This is a genomic window from Exiguobacterium sp. USCH10 (genome assembly GCF_037619445.1).
Classification (GTDB): domain Bacteria; phylum Bacillota; class Bacilli; order Exiguobacteriales; family Exiguobacteriaceae; genus Exiguobacterium; species Exiguobacterium aestuarii_A.
The window spans coordinates 434,362-453,064 of record NZ_JAQPZO010000001.1; the positions used below are offsets into that span (position 1 = coordinate 434,362).

General features: G+C 50.6%; 15 protein-coding genes and 1 other annotated feature. All 15 genes read right to left on the reverse strand.

Translation table 11 applies throughout. From position 1 onward, the window contains the following. Nucleotides 1-5 precede the first annotated feature (5 nt). The gene (locus PQI28_RS02245) at nucleotides 6-761 is read right to left on the reverse strand and encodes a hypothetical protein (protein ID WP_339962429.1); all 756 of its coding nucleotides are present in this window, start codon (nucleotides 759-761) and stop codon (nucleotides 6-8) included. Between the two features lie 95 nt (nucleotides 762-856). Beyond that, a complete protein-coding gene (locus PQI28_RS02250) occupies nucleotides 857-3,508 on the reverse strand; it encodes a valine--tRNA ligase (RefSeq protein ID WP_337873592.1) in 2,652 nt (883 codons plus the stop codon). A 57-nt stretch (nucleotides 3,509-3,565) separates the two neighbouring features. After that, nucleotides 3,566-3,788: a binding site (T-box leader), on the reverse strand. Between the two features lie 47 nt (nucleotides 3,789-3,835). Beyond that, nucleotides 3,836-5,140: a glutamate-1-semialdehyde 2,1-aminomutase gene (gene hemL / locus PQI28_RS02255; protein WP_339962430.1), complete on the reverse strand. Its 1,305-nt coding sequence runs from the start codon at nucleotides 5,138-5,140 to the stop codon at nucleotides 3,836-3,838. Then, nucleotides 5,137-6,117 (reverse strand): porphobilinogen synthase, encoded by a 981-nt coding sequence (gene hemB, locus PQI28_RS02260; RefSeq protein ID WP_339962431.1) that lies wholly within the window; start codon nucleotides 6,115-6,117, stop codon nucleotides 5,137-5,139. Before hemB ends, hemL begins: the two co-directional genes overlap by 4 nt. Then, a complete protein-coding gene (locus tag PQI28_RS02265) occupies nucleotides 6,114-6,800 on the reverse strand; it encodes a uroporphyrinogen-III synthase (RefSeq protein WP_339962432.1) in 687 nt (228 codons plus the stop codon). The genes hemB and PQI28_RS02265 overlap by 4 nt, the downstream gene beginning before the upstream one ends. After that, nucleotides 6,772-7,689, reverse strand: a complete 918-nt coding sequence (gene hemC, locus PQI28_RS02270) for a hydroxymethylbilane synthase (RefSeq protein ID WP_224860400.1) — start codon at nucleotides 7,687-7,689, stop codon at nucleotides 6,772-6,774. The genes PQI28_RS02265 and hemC overlap by 29 nt, the downstream gene beginning before the upstream one ends. 53 nt (nucleotides 7,690-7,742) lie before the next feature. Continuing rightward, nucleotides 7,743-9,089 (reverse strand): glutamyl-tRNA reductase, encoded by a 1,347-nt coding sequence (gene hemA / locus PQI28_RS02275; RefSeq protein WP_214760507.1) that lies wholly within the window; start codon nucleotides 9,087-9,089, stop codon nucleotides 7,743-7,745. A 184-nt stretch (nucleotides 9,090-9,273) separates the two neighbouring features. Continuing rightward, nucleotides 9,274-10,443, reverse strand: a complete 1,170-nt coding sequence (locus tag PQI28_RS02280; RefSeq protein WP_214785296.1) for an AI-2E family transporter — start codon at nucleotides 10,441-10,443, stop codon at nucleotides 9,274-9,276. Between the two features lie 110 nt (nucleotides 10,444-10,553). After that, on the reverse strand, nucleotides 10,554-11,147 hold the full coding sequence (yihA, locus tag PQI28_RS02285; RefSeq protein ID WP_074032795.1) for a ribosome biogenesis GTP-binding protein YihA/YsxC: 594 nt from the start codon (nucleotides 11,145-11,147) through the stop codon (nucleotides 10,554-10,556). After that, nucleotides 11,148-13,448 carry an endopeptidase La gene (gene lon / locus PQI28_RS02290; RefSeq protein WP_214760505.1) on the reverse strand — a complete coding sequence of 767 codons (2,301 nt, stop codon included), beginning with the start codon at nucleotides 13,446-13,448 and terminating at the stop codon, nucleotides 11,148-11,150. A gap of 73 nt (nucleotides 13,449-13,521) precedes the next feature. Further along, nucleotides 13,522-14,790, reverse strand: a complete 1,269-nt coding sequence (gene clpX, locus PQI28_RS02295) for an ATP-dependent protease ATP-binding subunit ClpX (protein WP_015881113.1) — start codon at nucleotides 14,788-14,790, stop codon at nucleotides 13,522-13,524. A 211-nt stretch (nucleotides 14,791-15,001) separates the two neighbouring features. Beyond that, nucleotides 15,002-16,294, reverse strand: a complete 1,293-nt coding sequence (gene tig, locus PQI28_RS02300; protein WP_214749748.1) for a trigger factor — start codon at nucleotides 16,292-16,294, stop codon at nucleotides 15,002-15,004. An 89-nt stretch (nucleotides 16,295-16,383) separates the two neighbouring features. Beyond that, a complete protein-coding gene (locus PQI28_RS02305; RefSeq protein ID WP_214749751.1) occupies nucleotides 16,384-17,295 on the reverse strand; it encodes a hypothetical protein in 912 nt (303 codons plus the stop codon). A gap of 250 nt (nucleotides 17,296-17,545) precedes the next feature. Then, a complete protein-coding gene (locus PQI28_RS02310) occupies nucleotides 17,546-17,959 on the reverse strand; it encodes a group I intron-associated PD-(D/E)XK endonuclease (RefSeq protein ID WP_074032786.1) in 414 nt (137 codons plus the stop codon). 226 nt (nucleotides 17,960-18,185) lie between these two features. Next, the gene (locus tag PQI28_RS02315) at nucleotides 18,186-18,698 is read right to left on the reverse strand and encodes a metallophosphoesterase family protein (RefSeq protein WP_074032782.1); all 513 of its coding nucleotides are present in this window, start codon (nucleotides 18,696-18,698) and stop codon (nucleotides 18,186-18,188) included. Nucleotides 18,699-18,703: the final 5 nt, after the last annotated feature.

The window sequence follows — 18,703 nt, forward strand, 5'->3', positions numbered from 1 at the left end:
AATCTTTATTCTGATTCATCGAAAGGAAACGACACAGATGAAGGTTCCGGTAAAGAATCAGCTAGTGTCAACAGCTCTTCTTCAGAGATGTTTCCTGTCACGAGAATCAGTTTGTCTCGACTGATGAAGTAGATTCCATTCCCGCTCGGCTGATTCAATCGATAATACTCCACTCCATCGGCCTGACGATTGATTCGCTCACCGTCGCCTACACTGAATGCATCGGTCATCAAAATGGTGACTAGTTGCGACTCATCATATAATGTCCACAGTTTTACCGGTCGTTCTACGTCATCGATTTCACTATTGATCGTATACATCGAATCTTCTGGGAGTGCCAAACCGTGACGTCTTTTATTAGAAGCATCAGTGATTCCAAAGTGCTTCATCCCATGCATGACCCATTCCCCGTTCCGTGAATAATGATAGACGCCGAAGGATGGCGTTTGGTTTGGATGAGCCATCGCAACCAATCCGATGTCTCCAATTGCCGCCTCATACATGACATCCTTTGTGGAAAGATGTCCTTCCGATCCATCTTGATATTGAAGCGTGATTTGATGAACTACCGCATCTGCCAACGATTCGGTCCCTTTTGGTACGTCTTCAATGAGCGTGCCTACCCATTCACTCGTGGGTGCTTGGGATTCCTCACTCGTTTCAATTTTCTCTATATCTGTTTCGACCGACTCCGTTTTTTCCGGGGTCGAACACCCGGTCAAACATAATAATAGAACACCTAATACCCCAATTCGTCTCATCTCGTATTCCCCTTTTCTACGTCTATCTCTCCAAATTCTACCAAAACACAAAAAAACCTTCTTCAGAGAATGAATCTCTAAAGAAGGTGAATGTCTTACTTACGCAACTCTTCCAAACGGGCGCGGACCGCGTCACGCTTGTCGAGGTAGTCTTTTTCTTTTGCTTTCTCTTCGTCGATGACGTGAGCCGGTGCCTTGGCGATGAAGCCTTGGTTTCCAAGTTTCTTCTGTACGCGTTCGACTTCTTTCTCATACTTCGCCACTTCTTTTTCAAGACGGGCGATTTCTTCTTCGAAGTTGATGAGGTCTGCGAGCGGGATGAAGAGCTCCGCTCCTGTCATGATCGCGGACATCGACTTATCCGGAGCCGTGAGGCCACGTCCGATTTCAAGCTCTGTCGCGTTCGTGAACTTGCCAATCGTCATTTCGTTCGCGCTCAAGTAACCTTGCGTCGCATCGTCGCTCGTCGAGATAAAGAGCTGGATTGGTTTTGACATCGGCGCGTTCACTTCTGCACGGATGTTACGAACTGAGCGGATGACGTTCATCACAGCTTCAAACGCTGGGACTGAATCTGCGAAGTGTAGGTCGTCACGACGCGTTGGGTAGCTTGCACGAACGATTGAATCGCCTTCGTGCGGCAAGTGCTGCCAGATTTCCTCTGTGAGGAACGGCATGAACGGGTGCATGAGACGCATGATTGAATCGAGTGTATGCGCGAGGACCGAACGTGTCGTGTGCTTCGCTGCTTCGTCCTCACCATAGAGTGTAAGTTTCGCCATCTCGATGTACCAGTTACAGAACTCTTCCCAGATGAAGTTGTACAAGTAGCGACCTGCTTCACCGAACTCGTACTTGTCGACGAGGCGTGTCACTTGGTCGATCGTATCGTTCAAGCGTGTCAAAATCCACTTGTCAGCAAGTGTCTTCTCGCCCGTGAGGTCGATCTCTTCCACTTTGAGTCCATCCATGTTCATGAGAGCGAAACGGCTCGCGTTCCAAATCTTGTTCGAGAAGTTCCATGTCGACTCGATCTTCTCCCAATAGAAACGAAGGTCGTTCCCTGGTGTCGAACCTGTGAGGAGGAACCAACGGAGTGAATCCGCTCCGTACTGGTCGATGACTTCCATCGGGTCAACGCCGTTACCGAGTGATTTCGACATCTTGCGTCCTTCCGAGTCACGGATGAGACCGTGGATGAGGACATCGTTGAACGGTTGCTTCCCTGTGAACTCGAGAGATTGGAAGATCATGCGCGATACCCAGAAGAAGATGATGTCGTATCCCGTAACGAGCGCGCTCGTCGGGAAGTAACGGTTGAAGTCCGGTGCGTCCGTGTCCGGCCAGCCCATCGTTGAGAATGGCCAAAGCGCTGACGAGAACCATGTGTCGAGAACGTCTTCGTCTTGTGTCCAGTTCTCACTGTCCGCCGGCGCTTCTTTCCCTACATACACTTCACCTGTCTCGTTATGATACCAAGCCGGGATGCGGTGGCCCCACCAAAGTTGACGGCTGATACACCAGTCGCGGATGTTCTCCATCCAACGGAGGTATGTGCCTTCGAAGCGTTCTGGGACGAAGTTGACTTTCGTGTCGGCGTTTCCTTGTGCTTCGAGTGCCGCTTTTGAGAGTGGCTCCATGTCAACGAACCATTGTTTCGAAAGGTATGGCTCGATGACTGCGCCTGAACGCTCTGAGTGACCAACCGAGTGCGTGTGCGGTTCAATCTTCACGAGTGTGCCGTCCGCCTCTAAGTCTTTGACGAGTTGCTTGCGGCATTCGAAGCGATCAAGCCCTTCGTAAATGCCCGCGTTCTCGTTCATCTTCCCGCCTTCGTCCATGACGAGGATACGTGGAAGTTCGTGACGGTTTCCAATTTCAAAGTCATTCGGGTCGTGGGCAGGCGTGATCTTCACGCAACCTGTACCGAACTCCATGTCGACGTAGTCGTCCGCAACGATCGGAATCTCACGGTTCATGACCGGAAGCATGATCGTCTTGCCGATGAGGTGTGTGTAACGCTCATCTTTCGGGTTGACGGCAACCGCCGTATCCCCGAGCATCGTCTCTGGACGTGTCGTCGCGATCTCGATGTGACCTGAGCCGTCAGCGAGTGGATACTTCATGTGATAGAACGCACCCTCGACTTCTTGGTAAATAACCTCGATATCCGAAACGGCCGTCTTTTGAGCCGGGTCCCAGTTGACGATATATTCGCCACGGTAGATCAAGCCTTTCTCATACAAGCGAACGAATACTTCTTGAACGGCTTTTGAGAGCCCTTCGTCGAGTGTGAAGCGTTCACGTGAATAGTCGAGGCCGAGACCGAGCTTAGACCATTGGTCGCGAATCGTCTTCGCGTACTCGTCTTTCCATTCCCACGTCTTCTCGAGGAACTTCTCACGTCCGAGGTCGTAACGCATGACGCCTTCTTCACGGAGTTTTTGTTCAACTTTCGCCTGTGTCGCGATGCCGGCATGGTCCATTCCCGGGAGCCAGAGCACGTCATAGCCTTGCATGCGCTTGAGACGCGTCAACAAATCTTGGAGCGTCGTGTCCCAAGCGTGACCGAGGTGAAGTTTCCCCGTAACGTTCGGTGGTGGGATGACGATCGTGTACGGTTGTTTCGAATCGTCCTCATCTGCTTTAAATACATCATTCTCTAACCAGTAGTCGTACCATTTTGACTCCGTCGCACTTGGGTCGTACTTCGTCGGCATGGTAATTTCATTTGTTTCATGGGCCATGTGTGGCGCCTCCTCTATATCTTAATGAACACAAAAACGGCTTCTCTCGTCCTATACGCTAAGGACGAAAGAAGCCGTGATCTTCCGCGGTACCACCTTAGTTCGCCAACAAGTGGCGCACTCAAAATCGAATAACGGTCGATGGACCGAACTTTCTTACTCCATTCAGAAAGTCAGCTCCGAGGCGACTTCCGCGTCCATCCCTCGCAACCTTTCACCAAGCGGTCGCGTCTCTAAAAAGGAATGGATGATGCGTACTACTCCTCATCAATGCTTTTCATCGTATCTGTTAAATAATTGTAGCGACAGAAACGTCAGCAGTCAAGATTAGAGTGAAAACTCTTCTTGAAGCTCCTTGAACGTCGCTTCGACCGCTGCAATCGTCTTCTCGATATCCTCATCCGTATGCGCCGTCGAGAGGAACAATCCTTCGAACTGTGACGGTGGCAAGAATACGCCGCGCGCTGCCATCTTCTGATAGTACGAACGGAACATCTCGAGGTTCGCCGATTTCGCTTTCTCGAAGTTCGTCACTTTCTCATTCGTGAAGAAGAAACCAAACATCGAGCCGGCACGGTTCGTGTCGTGCGGGATGTTGTATTTCTCACCGGCCTGCGTGAATCCTTCCGCGAGACGGTCTGCCTTCCGCTCGAACTCCGTATAGTGCTCAGGCTTCAGTTGCGAGAGTGTCGTATAACCGGCAATCATCGCGAGTGGGTTACCTGAGAGCGTACCCGCTTGATAGATTGGACCTTGCGGCGCAATCTGTTCCATGATTTCACGTTTCCCGCCGTAAGCACCGACCGGAAGTCCACCGCCGATGACCTTACCGAGACATGTGAGGTCCGGTGTGACACCGAAGTATCCTTGTGCACAGTTGTACCCGACACGGAAGCCCGTCATGACCTCATCAAAGATGAGAAGCGCGCCATTTTGTTCCGTGATTTCACGGAGTCCTTCGAGGAATCCTGGTTGTGGTGGTACGAAGCCCATGTTTCCAGCCGCTGGTTCGACGATGACACCAGCGAGATCGTCACCGTATTTCTCAAACGCGACGCGGACTGCGTCCAAGTCGTTGTAAGGAACGGTGAGCGTGTGGCTTGCGAGTTCTTTCGGTACACCTGGTGAGTCCGGAAGACCGAGTGTTGCGACACCCGAACCGGCTTTAATGAGAAGCGAGTCGCCGTGTCCGTGGTAGCATCCTTCGAACTTCAAGATCTTCGTCTTCCCTGTATAGCCGCGTGCGAGGCGAAGTGCTGCCATCGTCGCTTCCGTACCCGAGTTGACCATACGAACCATCTCGATTGATGGGACGCGGTCGATGACGAGTTCTGCCATCTTCGTCTCAAGCTCGGTCGGCGTTCCGAACGTCCAGCCTTTTTCAGCTTGTTCTTGGATCGCTTTCGTGACGACAGGGTCACGGTGACCGAGGATGAGTGGTCCCCATGAGAGGACGTAATCGATATACTCGTTGCCGTCGATGTCATAGACGCGTGAACCTTCACCACGTTCGGCGAAGATTGGCGTCATACCGACCGATTTATAGGCACGGACCGGACTGTTGACACCGCCTGGCATGAGTGGGCGGGCTTGTTCGAACGCTTCTTGTGAGCGCGTTTGGTTGTATGTCATGCGTAGTCTCCTTCCAAATAGCGACAGACGTCTTTTGCGAAATACGTGACGATGAGATCGGCACCGGCACGTTTGAATCCGACCATCGTCTCCATGACGATGCGTTCTTCGTCGACCCAGTCGTTAAGTGACGCGGCTTTAATCATCGCGTACTCTCCGCTCACGTTATACGCCACGATTGGCATATCGAGTGAGTCGCGCATATCACGGATGATGTCCATGAACGCGAGAGCCGGTTTGACGATCATGAAGTCGGCACCTTGTTCGACGTCCGATTGTGACTCGCGGAACGCCTCACGACGGTTCGCCGGGTCCATCTGATAGCCTTTACGGTCGCCTTCACCAGGAGCCGATTGGGCAGCGTCACGGAACGGTCCGTAATACGCCGACGCATATTTTACGCCATAGCTCATGATCGGGATGTGGCTGAATCCGTTTTGGTCGAGACCTTCACGGATGGCTGCGACGAATCCGTCCATCATCGAGCTCGGCGCGATGATATCGGCACCCGCTTGTGCTTGCGTGATCGCCGTCTGGACGTGAAGTGGAAGCGATGCGTCGTTATCGACGTCCCCGTCCTTCACGAGGCCACAGTGACCTGTAGACGTATATTCACATAGGCACGTATCGGCGATGACCGTGAGCTGTGGCGCCCACTCTTTTACTTTACGGATCGCTTCTTGGACGATGCCGTGGTCGTGATACGCTTCACTGCCTTCCGGGTCTTTATGTTCTGGCACGCCGAACAAGAGCACGGATTGGAGACCGAGGTCGACGATTTCTTTGATCTCTTCTTCGAGTCGGTCAAGTGAATAATTAAAGACGCCAGGCATCGAGCTGACTTCACGTTTAATGTTAGTCCCTTCAATGACGAAGAGTGGGTAAATCAAATCTTCTTTCCGAACATGATTTTCACGTACGAGGGCACGCATCGACTTCGATGAGCGAAGACGACGGTGACGGTCAAACTGGTTCATGAAAAATCCTCCCCTACACACTGTATTAATGCATCCATAGTATAACATTCTGGCACTCGTACCGGTAACGTCGACACTTGTCGGACGGCACGTTCGGTCACTTCGCCGATGGCGTACCACGTCCCATTGAAGCGAGACAAGTGCGGTGTGAGCGCCTCGACGGCCGACGGGCTCAAGACGAGCAGTGCCTTCACGGTCTCGAGTTGTTGCTGTTGCGCCGGTGTCAGTGGCACCGGAATCGTCTCGTAGACGACCCAGTCCTGCACGTGAGAGAGCATCGTCATGTGCTTCGTGTTCGCCAAATTGCCACGCGCGAACAAGACGACCTCATCGGCGGAAACGACATCGCGTAACTGCTCAAAGAGTGCCTCACCCGTATACGTCTCCGGCATGAGCGAGACGATAAACCCTTCCGCTTCAAGCGCCCGCTTCGTCTTCTCACCGACAGCAGCGACCTTGACATCACGCGTCAGATTTCGAAGCGCGGGCACCGCGTTCTGGCTCGTGACGACGAGCCAGTCGAATCTCTCCACGGGTGGTGGGACGTGCGTCTCTCTCGTCTGAATGAGCGGGACATGATGAACGGAAAGACCGCTCGCCTCGAGCAGCGCCCGTTGCGAAGCGGTCATTCGTTTCGTTCCCGTGTACCAGACGTCACTCATTGACCGAGGCGAGGATTTCACGCCCGCCACGTCCAAGCAATTCTTCTGCGACGTCCATTCCGAGTGCGACCCCGTCCGTTGACGTTTTCGTCACGCGGAGCACTTCTTTCCCGTCCACTGACGCGATGAGGCCCGTGAGCGTCACTTCATCACCGTCGACCGTCGCGTAACCGCCGACCGGGACGTGACAGCTTCCTTCGATGGCTTTTAAGAAAGTCCGTTCCGCTGTCGCGGCTTTTGCCGTCACATCATCATGTAACAACTGAAGCACTGCCGTTACCTCTGCATCGTCTTTACGGCTCTCGATGGCGAGTACGCCTTGTCCGACAGCAGGTACCATGACGTCCGGGTCAAGTGCTTCGAAGTCGACACGGTCCGTCCACCCCATCCGTTCGAGCCCGGCTTTCGCGAGCAAGATGGCGTTGTAGTTCTCCGAATCCAACTTCTTCAAACGCGTGTCGATGTTTCCGCGGATCCATTGAATCTCAAGGTCAGGACGTGCCGCTAAGATCTGTGCCCCACGACGGAGTGAGCTCGTTCCGACGATTGAACCTTTCGGAAGCGTCTCGAACGTGTAGCCGTTCTCGCAGATAAGGACGTCACGTGCGTCGACACGTTTCGGCATGCAGCTGATATAGAGCTCTTCCGGAAGTTCGGCTGGTACGTCTTTCATGCTGTGGACGGCGAAATCGATGTCCCCGTCGAGCATCTGTTGTTGAATCTCTTTGACGAATAGACCTTTTCCGCCGACTTTTGACAATTGCACATCGACGATTTGGTCCCCTTTCGTCACGATTTCTTTAATCTCGAACTCGTTTTGTGCTCCGGCTTGCTTCAATTGTTCGATGACCCATTTCGTTTGAGTCATGGCAAGTTGGGAACGGCGTGAGCCGACGATGATTTTTCGCATGTTGAGTCTCTCCTTCATAGAAAAAGGCGACACACGTCGCCTTTTATATCTTGTTAGCGCATCAATGCGCGAAGTGGTGCTTTCGCAGAAGTGGCATCTGTTTCTTCCACTTCGTCTACTGGTTGTTCTGGTAACTCGACATCGAGTCCGAACGTCTCGACGAATTGGGCGATTCGAACGTTTGCGTCCGGCTGTGCCGCTGCGTCTTTAATATAGTCGATCGGGTCACGAAGCATCTGGTTGATGATTGACTTCATATGCTTCCCGATGACTTTCTTGTCGCGCGCCGACAAGTGGTCGAGCTTGCGCTCTAGACTCGTCATCGTGTCTTCTTGAATATCAAGGGCACGGGCACGCAACTCGTTCATGATCGGTACGACACCGAGCGTGACGAGCCATGTTTGGAACTCTTGAATCGCTTCATCGATCTTCATCTCGATCTTCTCGGCTTCAAGGAGACGAGCTTCGAGATTCTTGTTGACGATCCCATTCAAATCATCGACATCGAACAAATGAACACCTGGAAGTGTCGCGACCGCTGGATCGATATCTCGCGGCACAGCAATGTCAATGAGAAGAAGTGGGCGTTCACGGCGCAACAATTGTGCCGCTGCCACATCGTCATATCCGATGACGGCGTCTTTCGCTCCGGTCGAACTGATCAAAATATCCGCATCGAGTAATCCGCATGCGATTTCACGAATCGAATGGGCACGACCTTTGAACTTATCCGCAACAGCTTTCGCCTTGCTCTCCGTCCGGTTGAAGACGGCGATCTGTTTGGCACCAGCCTCGAACAAGTTGAGTGTTGTCAGTTCACCCGTTTCTCCGGCTCCGACGACGACGACCTGCTTATCTTCGAGCTGTTGGTACATCTCTTGCGCGAGCGTCACGGCAGCCGAGCTGACCGATACAGACATTTCCCCAATTTGCGTGTCCGTATGGGCGCGCTTGGCGAGTGTGACCGCTTCTTTGAATAATTTGTTGAAGACCGTTCCTGTCGTTCCATGCTCTTGAGCACGGAAGAAACTCGTCTTCACCTGACCTAAAATTTGTGTTTCCCCGATGATCATCGAGTCGAGGCCCGATGTGACACGGAACAAGTGGCGAATCGCCTCTTCCCCTTCTCGAATCGACAAGTATGGTGTGAACTGCTCCATCTCTAGATTGAACCAGTTCGCCAAGAAACGTTTCGTGTAATAACGTCCAGTATGGAGTTGGTCTGTCACGACGTACAGCTCCGTCCGGTTACACGTAGACAAAATAACCGACTCGAAAATGCTCTTCTCTTCGCGAAGTGCAATCATCGCATCTACGATTTCTTGCTCCCCAAACGAGAACTGCTCCCGAATCGCGACAGGGGCTGTCTTGTTATTTAGTCCAACGACGACAATATGCATGTATCTCTTCCCCTCATCTAAAATCCACCGACGGTTGTCTCTTCTTTTTTTCAATCTCTACCGTACATTATAACAGTTCTTATCTGGTAACTATAATCTTCTGTTTGATTTTCCTGAAATAAAATAAGAACTTTTTGTGACAAAAAGAAGTAGAAATGGCGAAACCCCATTTCTACCCTTCTTCTTATGAATGTGGTGAGTTTGGATCCGTAATAATAGAGCTTTCCGTCTCTTCTTTGTCCAAATATTGTTTACGCTCTTTTAGTTTATAGATGCGAACGATATTCTGGACAACTGTTTTGGCGACCGCATAGAACGGTACGGCGATGAGCATCCCGATGATCCCGGCCAAGTTCCCAGCCACGAGCAAAACGATGATGATTGTGAGCGGGTGGACTTTCAAGGACTTCCCTTGAATGAGCGGCGAGATGACGTTCGATTCGATCTGCTGCACGATGATGATGACGACGATGACCCAGATGACTTTGATCGGATCTTGAATGAACGCCACGATGACAGCCGGTACGGCACCTAAGAACGGTCCGACGTATGGGATGATGTTCGTCACCATCATGAAGAGAGCGAGCAAGATGGCATAATCCACCCCGACGATCCAAAGACCGATGAGCGACGTGATCCCGACGAAGAACGCGACGAGCAGTTGAGCGTTGACATAGCTTCGCACCGTCTCGTGCATGTCATGCAAGATGTGACGCGTCTCTTTCTCATAGCTTGATGGCAAGAGTTTGACGATAGCGTCCGGCAGACGCTTCCCGTCAAGCAACATGTAAAGAAGCATGAACGGGATGACGACGATTGTGATGACCGCCGACGTCACGAATCCGACGACTTGCCCGAATGACGACGCGATGTTTCCGAACAAATCTCCTAAATACGACGTGATGTTCGTCGTCAAATTGCGGAACATCTCATCATTTTGTGCCATGAAGCGCGACAAGAACTCATTTTGGAGCAACGTGTCACGAACGGCGAACGCTTGTTGTTGAAGCTCTTTCGCGATACTCGGCATCGCATTGATGAGCGACGTGATCTGTTCGCCTAACACCGGTCCGAGGATACTGAAGACGAGTGTGAAAATCAGGACGAGACCGATCAACGTAATCGCTACAGCTAAAGTCCTCTTCCCTTTCAACCGTTTTTCTAAAAAGTCGACGATGCCGACCAAGAAATAAAAGAAGAGCCCGGCCACAATGAGTGGGACCGTGACGAGTGCCAAAATGACTTGAATCGGTTCAAACACGAATGAGATCTCTGTTCCGACCCAAATGACTAAAAAGATGGTCAGCGTCCAAAAGAGGGCGCGGTACCATTTGTTTTCAAACATGCGCTGCATTTCTCCACCTCGTTTACGATTATGACTATGTACTAACTATGATTATACGATAATTACCCGCTTGCGGGATGAGAAAAACAAAAAGGCGAAGGAATCCCTTCGCCCATACTTCATTCACCTTCCGTGATGAGTGCATAAATCGCTTTCCACGCATCGTCTTTTCCTTCTGCTGTTTCGGCTGAGAAAGCGACGAAACGGTCAGATGGATCGAACTGAAGCTTACGTTTTACCGCTGCCTCGTGCTTTTGACGCTGGCTCTTCTTGATCTTATCGAGCTTCGTCGCCACGACGATGACCGGAATGTCATAGTGTTTCAAGAAGTTGTACATCGTCACATCGTCACCCGTCGGCTCATGACGGATATCGACAAGCAAGACGACGCCGCGAAGTGCCTCTTGGCTCGTCAAATATTGCTCCATCATGACGCCCCACTTCTCACGCTCTGTCTTTGATACTTTCGCGTAACCGTATCCTGGAACGTCAACGAACATGATTTCATCATTGATATTGAAGAAGTTGAGGGTCTGAGTCTTTCCTGGTTTTGAAGACGTCCGTGCGAGCGCCTTCCGTTGGCAAATCTTATTGATGAACGACGACTTCCCGACGTTCGACCGTCCGGCAAGCGCCACTTCCGGCAACTCATGGACCGGATAATGGTCTGGCGCGACGGCACTCGTCACGAATTCTGCTTTGTTGATCTTCATTTAATTTCCTCCAAATGCTACATCTAATACTTCATCGAGTGTCGTCACGGGAACGAACGTCAGTTTCTCACGTACCGTTTCTTGAATGTCATCGATGTCTCGCTCATTATCTTTCGGAATGACGATGGTCGTCAACCCGGCCCGATGAGCAGCGAGCGCTTTTTCTTTCAATCCACCGATTGGTAAAACGCGTCCACGAAGTGTGATTTCCCCCGTCATCCCGACATCGCGATGGACTTTCTTCCCGGTCAACGCGGAAATGAGTGCTGTCGCAATCGTGATCCCGGCCGATGGTCCATCTTTCGGTACGGCCCCTTCCGGAACATGGATGTGGATGTCTTGTCGCTCATAGAACGTCGGGTCAATCCCGAATCGCTCAGCATTCGCGCGGACATAGCTATATGCCGTCTGTGCCGACTCCTGCATCACGTCACCGAGTTTACCCGTCAACTGAAGTTTGCCTTTCCCAGGTGCGAGCGCCACTTCGATTGTGAGCGTGTCTCCACCGAACGCCGTGTAGGCAAGACCTGTCACTGCACCGATTGAGTCCTCGGTCTCTCCTTTTCCGTAACGATACTTCGGTTTTCCGAGATACGTGATGATGGCTTTCTTCGAAATCGTGACCCGTTTCTTCTCACCGATCGCGATTTGTTTCGCTGCTTTACGGCAGAGTGAACCGATGACGCGTTCTAAGTTCCGGACACCCGCTTCACGTGTGTAGCGGCGTACGACTTCATAGAGCGCATCTTCTTTGATCGTCAATTGGCTCTTCTTCAATCCGTGCTCTTTCAACTGTTTCGGCACTAAGTGACGCTTCGCGATTTCGACTTTCTCGAGCTCCGTATACCCACCGATTTGGATGAGTTCCATCCGGTCAAGGAGTGGTGCCGGAATTTGCGAGACGTCGTTCGCTGTCGCGATGAAGAGGACGTTCGACAAATCGAACGGTTCTTCGATGTAGTGGTCCGAGAACGATACGTTTTGCTCTGGGTCGAGTACTTCGAGCATCGCCGACGCCGGGTCTCCTCTGAAGTCAGAAGCCATCTTGTCGATCTCATCGAGTAAGAAGACCGGATTCTTGCTTTCCGCTTGCTTCAACCCACGGATGACACGTCCTGGCATCGCACCGATATACGTCCGGCGGTGACCACGGATCTCTGCCTCATCGCGTACCCCACCGAGTGAGACGCGAACGAAGTGACGTTCAAGCGCCGACGCGATGGAACGGGCGAGCGACGTCTTCCCGACCCCTGGAGGTCCGGCGAGACAAAGGATTGGTCCACGAAGCGAGTTCGTCAACTGACGGACGGCCAAGTATTCGAGGATTCGGTCTTTTACTGACTCTAAACCGTAATGGTCATCGTCAAGGACGTCTGCCGCGTGTTTCACATCGAGCTTGTCTTCCGTCTCGATGCCCCATGGAAGGGATGCGACCCAGTCGAGGTAATTGCGGATGACCGCATACTCCGGCGACGTTTGTGGGACGACGTTCAATCGCTCTGCTTCACGCATGACGTTCTTTCGAGTCGTCTCTGGCAAGTCGAGCGCTTCTAACTTCTCGCGAAGGCGGTTCGGCTCAGACTCTTGCGTCTGGTCGCCGAGCTCTTGTTGAATCGTCTTCATCTGTTCCCGTAAGTAGTACTCGCGCTGCGACTGCTCAATCGACTTCTTCGTACGCTCGCGCATCTCTTGCTCGAGTTCGATCACTTCCACCTCGTGTGCGATGATTTCAAGCAGTTCAAGCCCTCGTTTGACCGCATCTGCTTCTTCGAGCATCGCTTGGCGAAGTTCGACATCGACATCGAGTTTTGACGTGATATAGTCCGTGAGCGATTCGAGTCGCTCATACATCTCGAAACGACGACGTTCGTCCGGGGACATGCCTTTGATGTTCGCGACAAGTTTTCCGAACTGCTCTTTCAACAGACGGACGAGCGCCGTACGTTCGACCTCTTCCCCTTCAGCGAGTTCAAGTGGTTCGACGTTGGCGAACCAGCCTTCATCCGTCGATTCGACCGAGTCGACGCGGACACGCTCTTTCCCGACAATGCGAACCCGAATCGTCTCGTTCGACAATTCGCTCATTTTGGCGATATGGACACGCGTTCCAATCGTGTACAAGTCTTCCGGTTCTGGTGACTCGTTCCCGGTCTCTTTTTGAGTGACGACAATTAAATCCGTTTCATGCTCCTTTGCAGCAAGGAGCGCCCGAAGTGATAACGGGCGTCCGACATCGATTGTCACACCGATGAGCGGATATACGACGACTCCTCGCAACGGAAGGATTGGTAATTTTTCCATCTACAACGCCTCCTGTGCAAAAAGGCCCAAAACTCGGAGTGTGCCGAGTGTTTGAGCCTTCTTCGTTAACAAATTATGCTGTCTCTTTGTTGTCCCCTGTCTGTTCGACAGTACCATCACGAAGGACGTATTTCGGACCGGCAAGACCCGTAATCGTTTCATCTGTGATGATGACTTTCTCGATATCGTCACGCGATGGGACGGTGAACATCACATCGAGCATCATTTCTTCGATAATCGAGCGGAGACCGCGCGCGCCAGTCTTACGTTTGATCGCAAGTTTGGCGATTTCGATCAATGCCTCGTCTGTGAACGTCAATTCGACATCGTCAAGCTCGAGCATTTTCTCGTACTGACGAACGAGGGCATTTTTCGGCTTCGTCAAGATTTCAACGAGTGCTTCCTCATCAAGTGTCGTGAGCGTCGCCATGACTGGCAAACGACCGATGAACTCAGGAATCAAACCGAATTTTTGAAGGTCTTCAGGAAGTGCGCGGGCGAGCAAGTCTTCTTGCGTCAACTCGCGATTCTCTTGATCGTTTCCGAAACCGATGACTTTCTTCCCGATTCGGCGTTTGACGACCGATTCAATCCCGGCGAATGCTCCGCCGACGATGAAGAGAATGTTTGTCGTATCGATTTGGATGAATTCTTGATGCGGATGCTTACGTCCACCTTGTGGCGGTACGCTTGCTGTCGTGCCTTCAAGAATTTTAAGGAGTGCCTGCTGAACGCCTTCACCGGATACGTCGCGCGTAATCGATGGGTTTTCAGACTTACGAGCAATCTTATCGATCTCATCAATATAGATGATTCCTTTTTCAGCCTTCTCGACATCATAGTCAGCTGATTGGATCAATTTGAGCAAGATATTTTCGACGTCTTCACCGACGTAACCCGCTTCCGTCAAGCTCGTCGCATCCGCGATTGCGAATGGGACGTTCAAGACGCGAGCCATCGTCTGGGCGAGAAGCGTCTTCCCGCTACCAGTTGGTCCGATCATGACGATGTTCGACTTCGCAAGTTCGACATCATCCGAACGGCCGCCGGCGTTGATGCGTTTATAGTGGTTATAGACAGCGACTGAAAGCGCACGTTTCGCGCGGTCTTGTCCAATGACATAATCGTCTAGAATGTTACGAATCTCTTGTGGTTTCGGAATGTCTTTGAATTCGACTTCTTCCTCTACACCGAGCTCTTCCTCAACGATTTCATTGCAAAGTTCGATACACTCATCGCAAATGTATACGCCTGGTCCGGCGACCAACTTACGAACTTGTTCTTGCGATTTTCCGCAAAACGAGCACTTGAGTTGCCCCTTTTCCTCGTTAAATTTGAACATTCGATACACCCCTTCTGTGGTGAAAATGGATGTAAGTGCGATAAATCGCGATTTGTATTTTCTGGTGCGATGCACCGTGAAAAGACATTTTACATCTCTGCGTTGAAATAATTGTAGCATGAACATATTGCGACTTCAAAGAATTACACATCCAAAGTGTTGTGACAGAAAAAAGGACGACCGCTAAGCAGTCGTCCCACTAAAAATCAACTTACTTCGCTTTACCGTTTTCAACGAGGATGTCGATCGCTTTACGGAATTTGAGGTCACCTTTAAGTGTCTCAAGACCGCCTTGTGGAGCGAGCATCGTACGGAGTTGATCCGGTGCGATGTTGTAAAGTTTAGACATTTCTTCAAGCTCTTTCTCAGCATCTTCGTCAGATACTTCGATTGCTTCTTTGTCAGCGATTGCTTTCAAGACGAGACGAGCTTTAACGCGCTCTTCAGCTTGCTCTTTCATCTCTTCGCGCATTGCTTCTTCAGAAGTACCAGTGAGTTCGAAGTACATGTTAAGGTCGATTCCTTGTGAAGATACACGTGAACCGAACTCTTGTACCATGCGGTCTACTTCTTGGTCAACGAGAACTTGTGGTACGTCGATTGTCGCGTTAGCAGTTGCCTGCTCAACGAGTTGGTCGCGCATTGTACCTTCAGCTTCTTGTTTCTTACCAGCTTCTAAACGCTCACGGATGCTCGCTTTCAACTCGTCGAGTGTCGAAACAGACTCGTCGATGTCTTTTGCGAACTCGTCGTCGAGTTCAGGAACTTGTTTTGTTTTAACTTCGTGAAGCTTGACTTTGAATGTCGCTGGTTTACCCGCTAAGTTTTCAGCGTGGTACTCTTCAGGGAATGTTACTTCAACGTCTTTTTCTTCACCAGCAGTCATGCCGACCATTTGCTCTTCAAATCCTGGGATGAATTGACCAGAACCGATTTCGAGTGTGTAGTTCTCAGCTGTGCCGCCTTCGAACTGCTCACCGTCAGCGAAACCTGCGAAATCAAATACAGCTGTATCGCCGTTTTCGATTGCACCTTCTTTAACAGCGAGTTCTGCACCTTGCTGTTGAAGTGCTTCAAGTTCTGCTGTTACTTCGTCTTCTGTTACTTCAGTTGAAACAGCTTCGTACTCGAGGCCTTTGTATTCGCCAAGCTCAGCTTCTGGCTCAACCACGAATGTCACTTTGAAAGCGACTGGTTTGCCTTTCTCGAGCGTGCCGTCTACATCGATGTTTTCGAGCGCGATTGGTTCGAAACCAGCTTCTTCAACCGCACCTTGGATTGTGTCGCGGTAGAGAATGTCGAGCGCATCTTGATAGAGTGCTTCTTCTCCATACATTTTGTTGAACATTGGGCGTGGCAATTTACCTTTACGGAAGCCAGGCACGTTCAAGTCTTTGACGACTGTTTTAAATGCGGCGTCAACTGCTTTATCAAAAGCTTCTGCAGGAGCTTCGTACGTGAGTACGCCTTGGCTACCTGATGTTTTTTCCCATTTTGCTGTCATGCTAAGTCCCTCCAACAATTCGTTTATACCGTACAAAAATGTACAACAATCCGTATTATAGCATAAATCCTCGGTATGCACACAAGGATTTAGTCTAATAACGCCTGTGTGAAGCGCAGATCCGCCTCTAAAATCGCAGCTGCCAAACCGTCGACTGCCTCGTCATGCAAAATCGCTTGTTTCGCCTGTACGAGTGCCTGTTCCACATCCGCTTTTTCGGCCGGCACATACGGATAATGCGTGTACATATAGTTCATCAACAACTGAGTCCCGATCTCATCGCCCTCAACTGATTTTTGAAGCGATAGGACAGTCTTCTCCCACGTCTCGATGTGCGATGTTGCCTCCATTTGCGACATCTCGTTTGTTGAATCCCCATCCGACCACTTGATGACCGCCAGTTCGGCAAAAGCTTTCTCTAACACGATTAATTTGACGAGCTTCGGTCGCTTGGATACGAGTAGCTCATGCAGCACATTGTCGAGCACCGAATCGATATTGAAATGAACATGTTGCAACGCCTCGATTTGTTCCCCTGTACTGCCGCGCGTCAACGTCCGTTTCAATTTGGCGATGGCCGCCGGAAACTCCGTCATCTTCAATACTTGAAGCACTTGATGTGCCTGTGTGTTGACCGTATCTTTTTTGTCTTGCCATTCGAGGTACTGGTTGATCCAGTGCGCCGCTTCAAACGGCTGGTCCCGCATGATGTAATACTGCGCGATCTGTAATCCGCCCGAAGCCGGTTCTTCCGCTTCCGCCATCTGGATGGCGACGAGTTCCTGCAACTTCTCGAGCGTTTCCGGGTCGTCCGGTTTTTCCATCGCACATTGGAAGATTTCCATGAAAATAAACGGGTCACCCGGAATCGCCTGATACCAATCCCATAAAATCGGTTCGATCCGCTGTCGTTCCCCAGAGGCATCTGCTTCTTGAATCATCTTATGCAGGCGCGACCAATTCCCGGGGAACGGATAGTCCTGGTCCTTTTCCTTCTCCATCTTCCCTCACCCTCTCTTCCATTCCCTTTCATCTTCCGTTAGGACGCGATTCCTTGTCAATCGATTTCCCGGAAAATGAAAAAAGAGACGTTCTCCGTAGAGAACATCTCTATTTTAATGGAAGCGTCCCAAGAGGGATTCGAACCCCCGACCGACGGCTTAGCTTACCACCATGACTTTCGTCACCAACATCGTGTTGTTTGTAGTCTGGACTATATCTTCACCGTTTCAGGTGCGACACGTGTAGTCTCTACGGAACCTCACGATAATCATCTGCAAAAAGAATATTTTGCTTTTGATTATTCTTTGGTGTTTTTACCCTCAATGAAATAGATTTTTCAAAAAGATTCGGTTCAAAGTAATAACAGGTATCAGTCTGTGGACAATATACACAGTATACATCAATTTCATCTTTGTTTATAAACCGCGTCTGAACTCCACTCGCGGTACTATAGCTTGAACGAAACCGAACATTTAGAACCCCGTTTGTGTTTAGTTCTCTGTACTTAACTTGAATCCGTTTAAACTGGTTGTCTTTGTAAACAACTAAGTCAAACGGTGCATGTTCAGTTGCAGGGAACAAAATCATAAACCCTTTTTGATATAAATCTACTTGAGCCTTTAAAACACCTAAATCTCCCTTACTTTTTGTGTGATGATACATAAAACATCACTCCTTAAGAGATCGTAAGTTTCCTCGGTATTACCATCAGCATCATCTGTTAAGGCTTCACCGATATAGTGTCGTCCACTTTATAGGTTTCTGTTTCCCTATAAAGGCTCCTATTTGTCTTGAAGGCCGTTGCTCTATCCTGCTGAGCTATTGGGACATTGACATGAAAACTATAATAGAAAAATGGTTTCCTGTCAATCGATTTCCCATTCGAAACTCATAGTTTTCCTGCGATGTCCAAATCTTCGACGTGAGAACCGTCTTCCGATCGATAAAAACGTACCGCCGCTTCCCCGTTTTCTAGGTCAAGAAGCGCATACGTTTTGTCCGAACGTCCCCGTGGCATCCGAATCGAACCCGGGTTGATGTAGACGACCCCGTCCTCGATCAAAGCACCCGCCACATGCGAGTGACCGAACAAGACGACGTTCGCGCCGACTTCCTCCGCCCGGTAACGCAGCCGATTCAAGTCGAATTTGACGTCGTGATGATGCCCGTGGACGATGAGGATCGTACCGGCATCCGTCGTCTCAATCCGTTCGAGCGGAAGGTCTCCACCAAAATCACAATTCCCACGGACCGTTCGATACGGCAATAGATGTTCATCGACAAGTGCGAGTTGTGAATCGCCGCAATGGAACGCGTCATCAATCTCCGCCTCGTGTCGTTCAAAAATCGTTGTCAATTCTTCCGTCAGACCATGACTATCACTCACTATTAGAAAACGCATAAGCT

What these genes read in the sequence shown, in the direction of transcription:
- PQI28_RS02305 (WP_214749751.1), bottom strand. Translation starts at nt 17,295, where the DNA reads ATGGAGAAGGAAAAGGACCAGGACTATCCGTTCCCCGGGAATTGGTCG.
- hemA (WP_214760507.1), bottom strand. Translation starts at nt 9,089, where the DNA reads ATGCATATTGTCGTCGTTGGACTAAATAACAAGACAGCCCCTGTCGCG.
- PQI28_RS02315 (WP_074032782.1), bottom strand. Translation starts at nt 18,698, where the DNA reads ATGCGTTTTCTAATAGTGAGTGATAGTCATGGTCTGACGGAAGAATTG.
- yihA (WP_074032795.1), bottom strand. Translation starts at nt 11,147, where the DNA reads ATGAAGATCAACAAAGCAGAATTCGTGACGAGTGCCGTCGCGCCAGAC.
- hemB (WP_339962431.1), bottom strand. Translation starts at nt 6,117, where the DNA reads ATGAACCAGTTTGACCGTCACCGTCGTCTTCGCTCATCGAAGTCGATG.
- clpX (WP_015881113.1), bottom strand. Translation starts at nt 14,790, where the DNA reads ATGTTCAAATTTAACGAGGAAAAGGGGCAACTCAAGTGCTCGTTTTGC.
- PQI28_RS02310 (WP_074032786.1), bottom strand. Translation starts at nt 17,959, where the DNA reads ATGTATCATCACACAAAAAGTAAGGGAGATTTAGGTGTTTTAAAGGCT.
- PQI28_RS02250 (WP_337873592.1), bottom strand. Translation starts at nt 3,508, where the DNA reads ATGGCCCATGAAACAAATGAAATTACCATGCCGACGAAGTACGACCCA.
- hemC (WP_224860400.1), bottom strand. Translation starts at nt 7,689, where the DNA reads ATGCGAAAAATCATCGTCGGCTCACGCCGTTCCCAACTTGCCATGACT.
- PQI28_RS02280 (WP_214785296.1), bottom strand. Translation starts at nt 10,443, where the DNA reads ATGCAGCGCATGTTTGAAAACAAATGGTACCGCGCCCTCTTTTGGACG.
- PQI28_RS02245 (WP_339962429.1), bottom strand. Translation starts at nt 761, where the DNA reads ATGAGACGAATTGGGGTATTAGGTGTTCTATTATTATGTTTGACCGGG.
- hemL (WP_339962430.1), bottom strand. Translation starts at nt 5,140, where the DNA reads ATGACATACAACCAAACGCGCTCACAAGAAGCGTTCGAACAAGCCCGC.
- lon (WP_214760505.1), bottom strand. Translation starts at nt 13,448, where the DNA reads ATGGAAAAATTACCAATCCTTCCGTTGCGAGGAGTCGTCGTATATCCG.
- tig (WP_214749748.1), bottom strand. Translation starts at nt 16,294, where the DNA reads ATGACAGCAAAATGGGAAAAAACATCAGGTAGCCAAGGCGTACTCACG.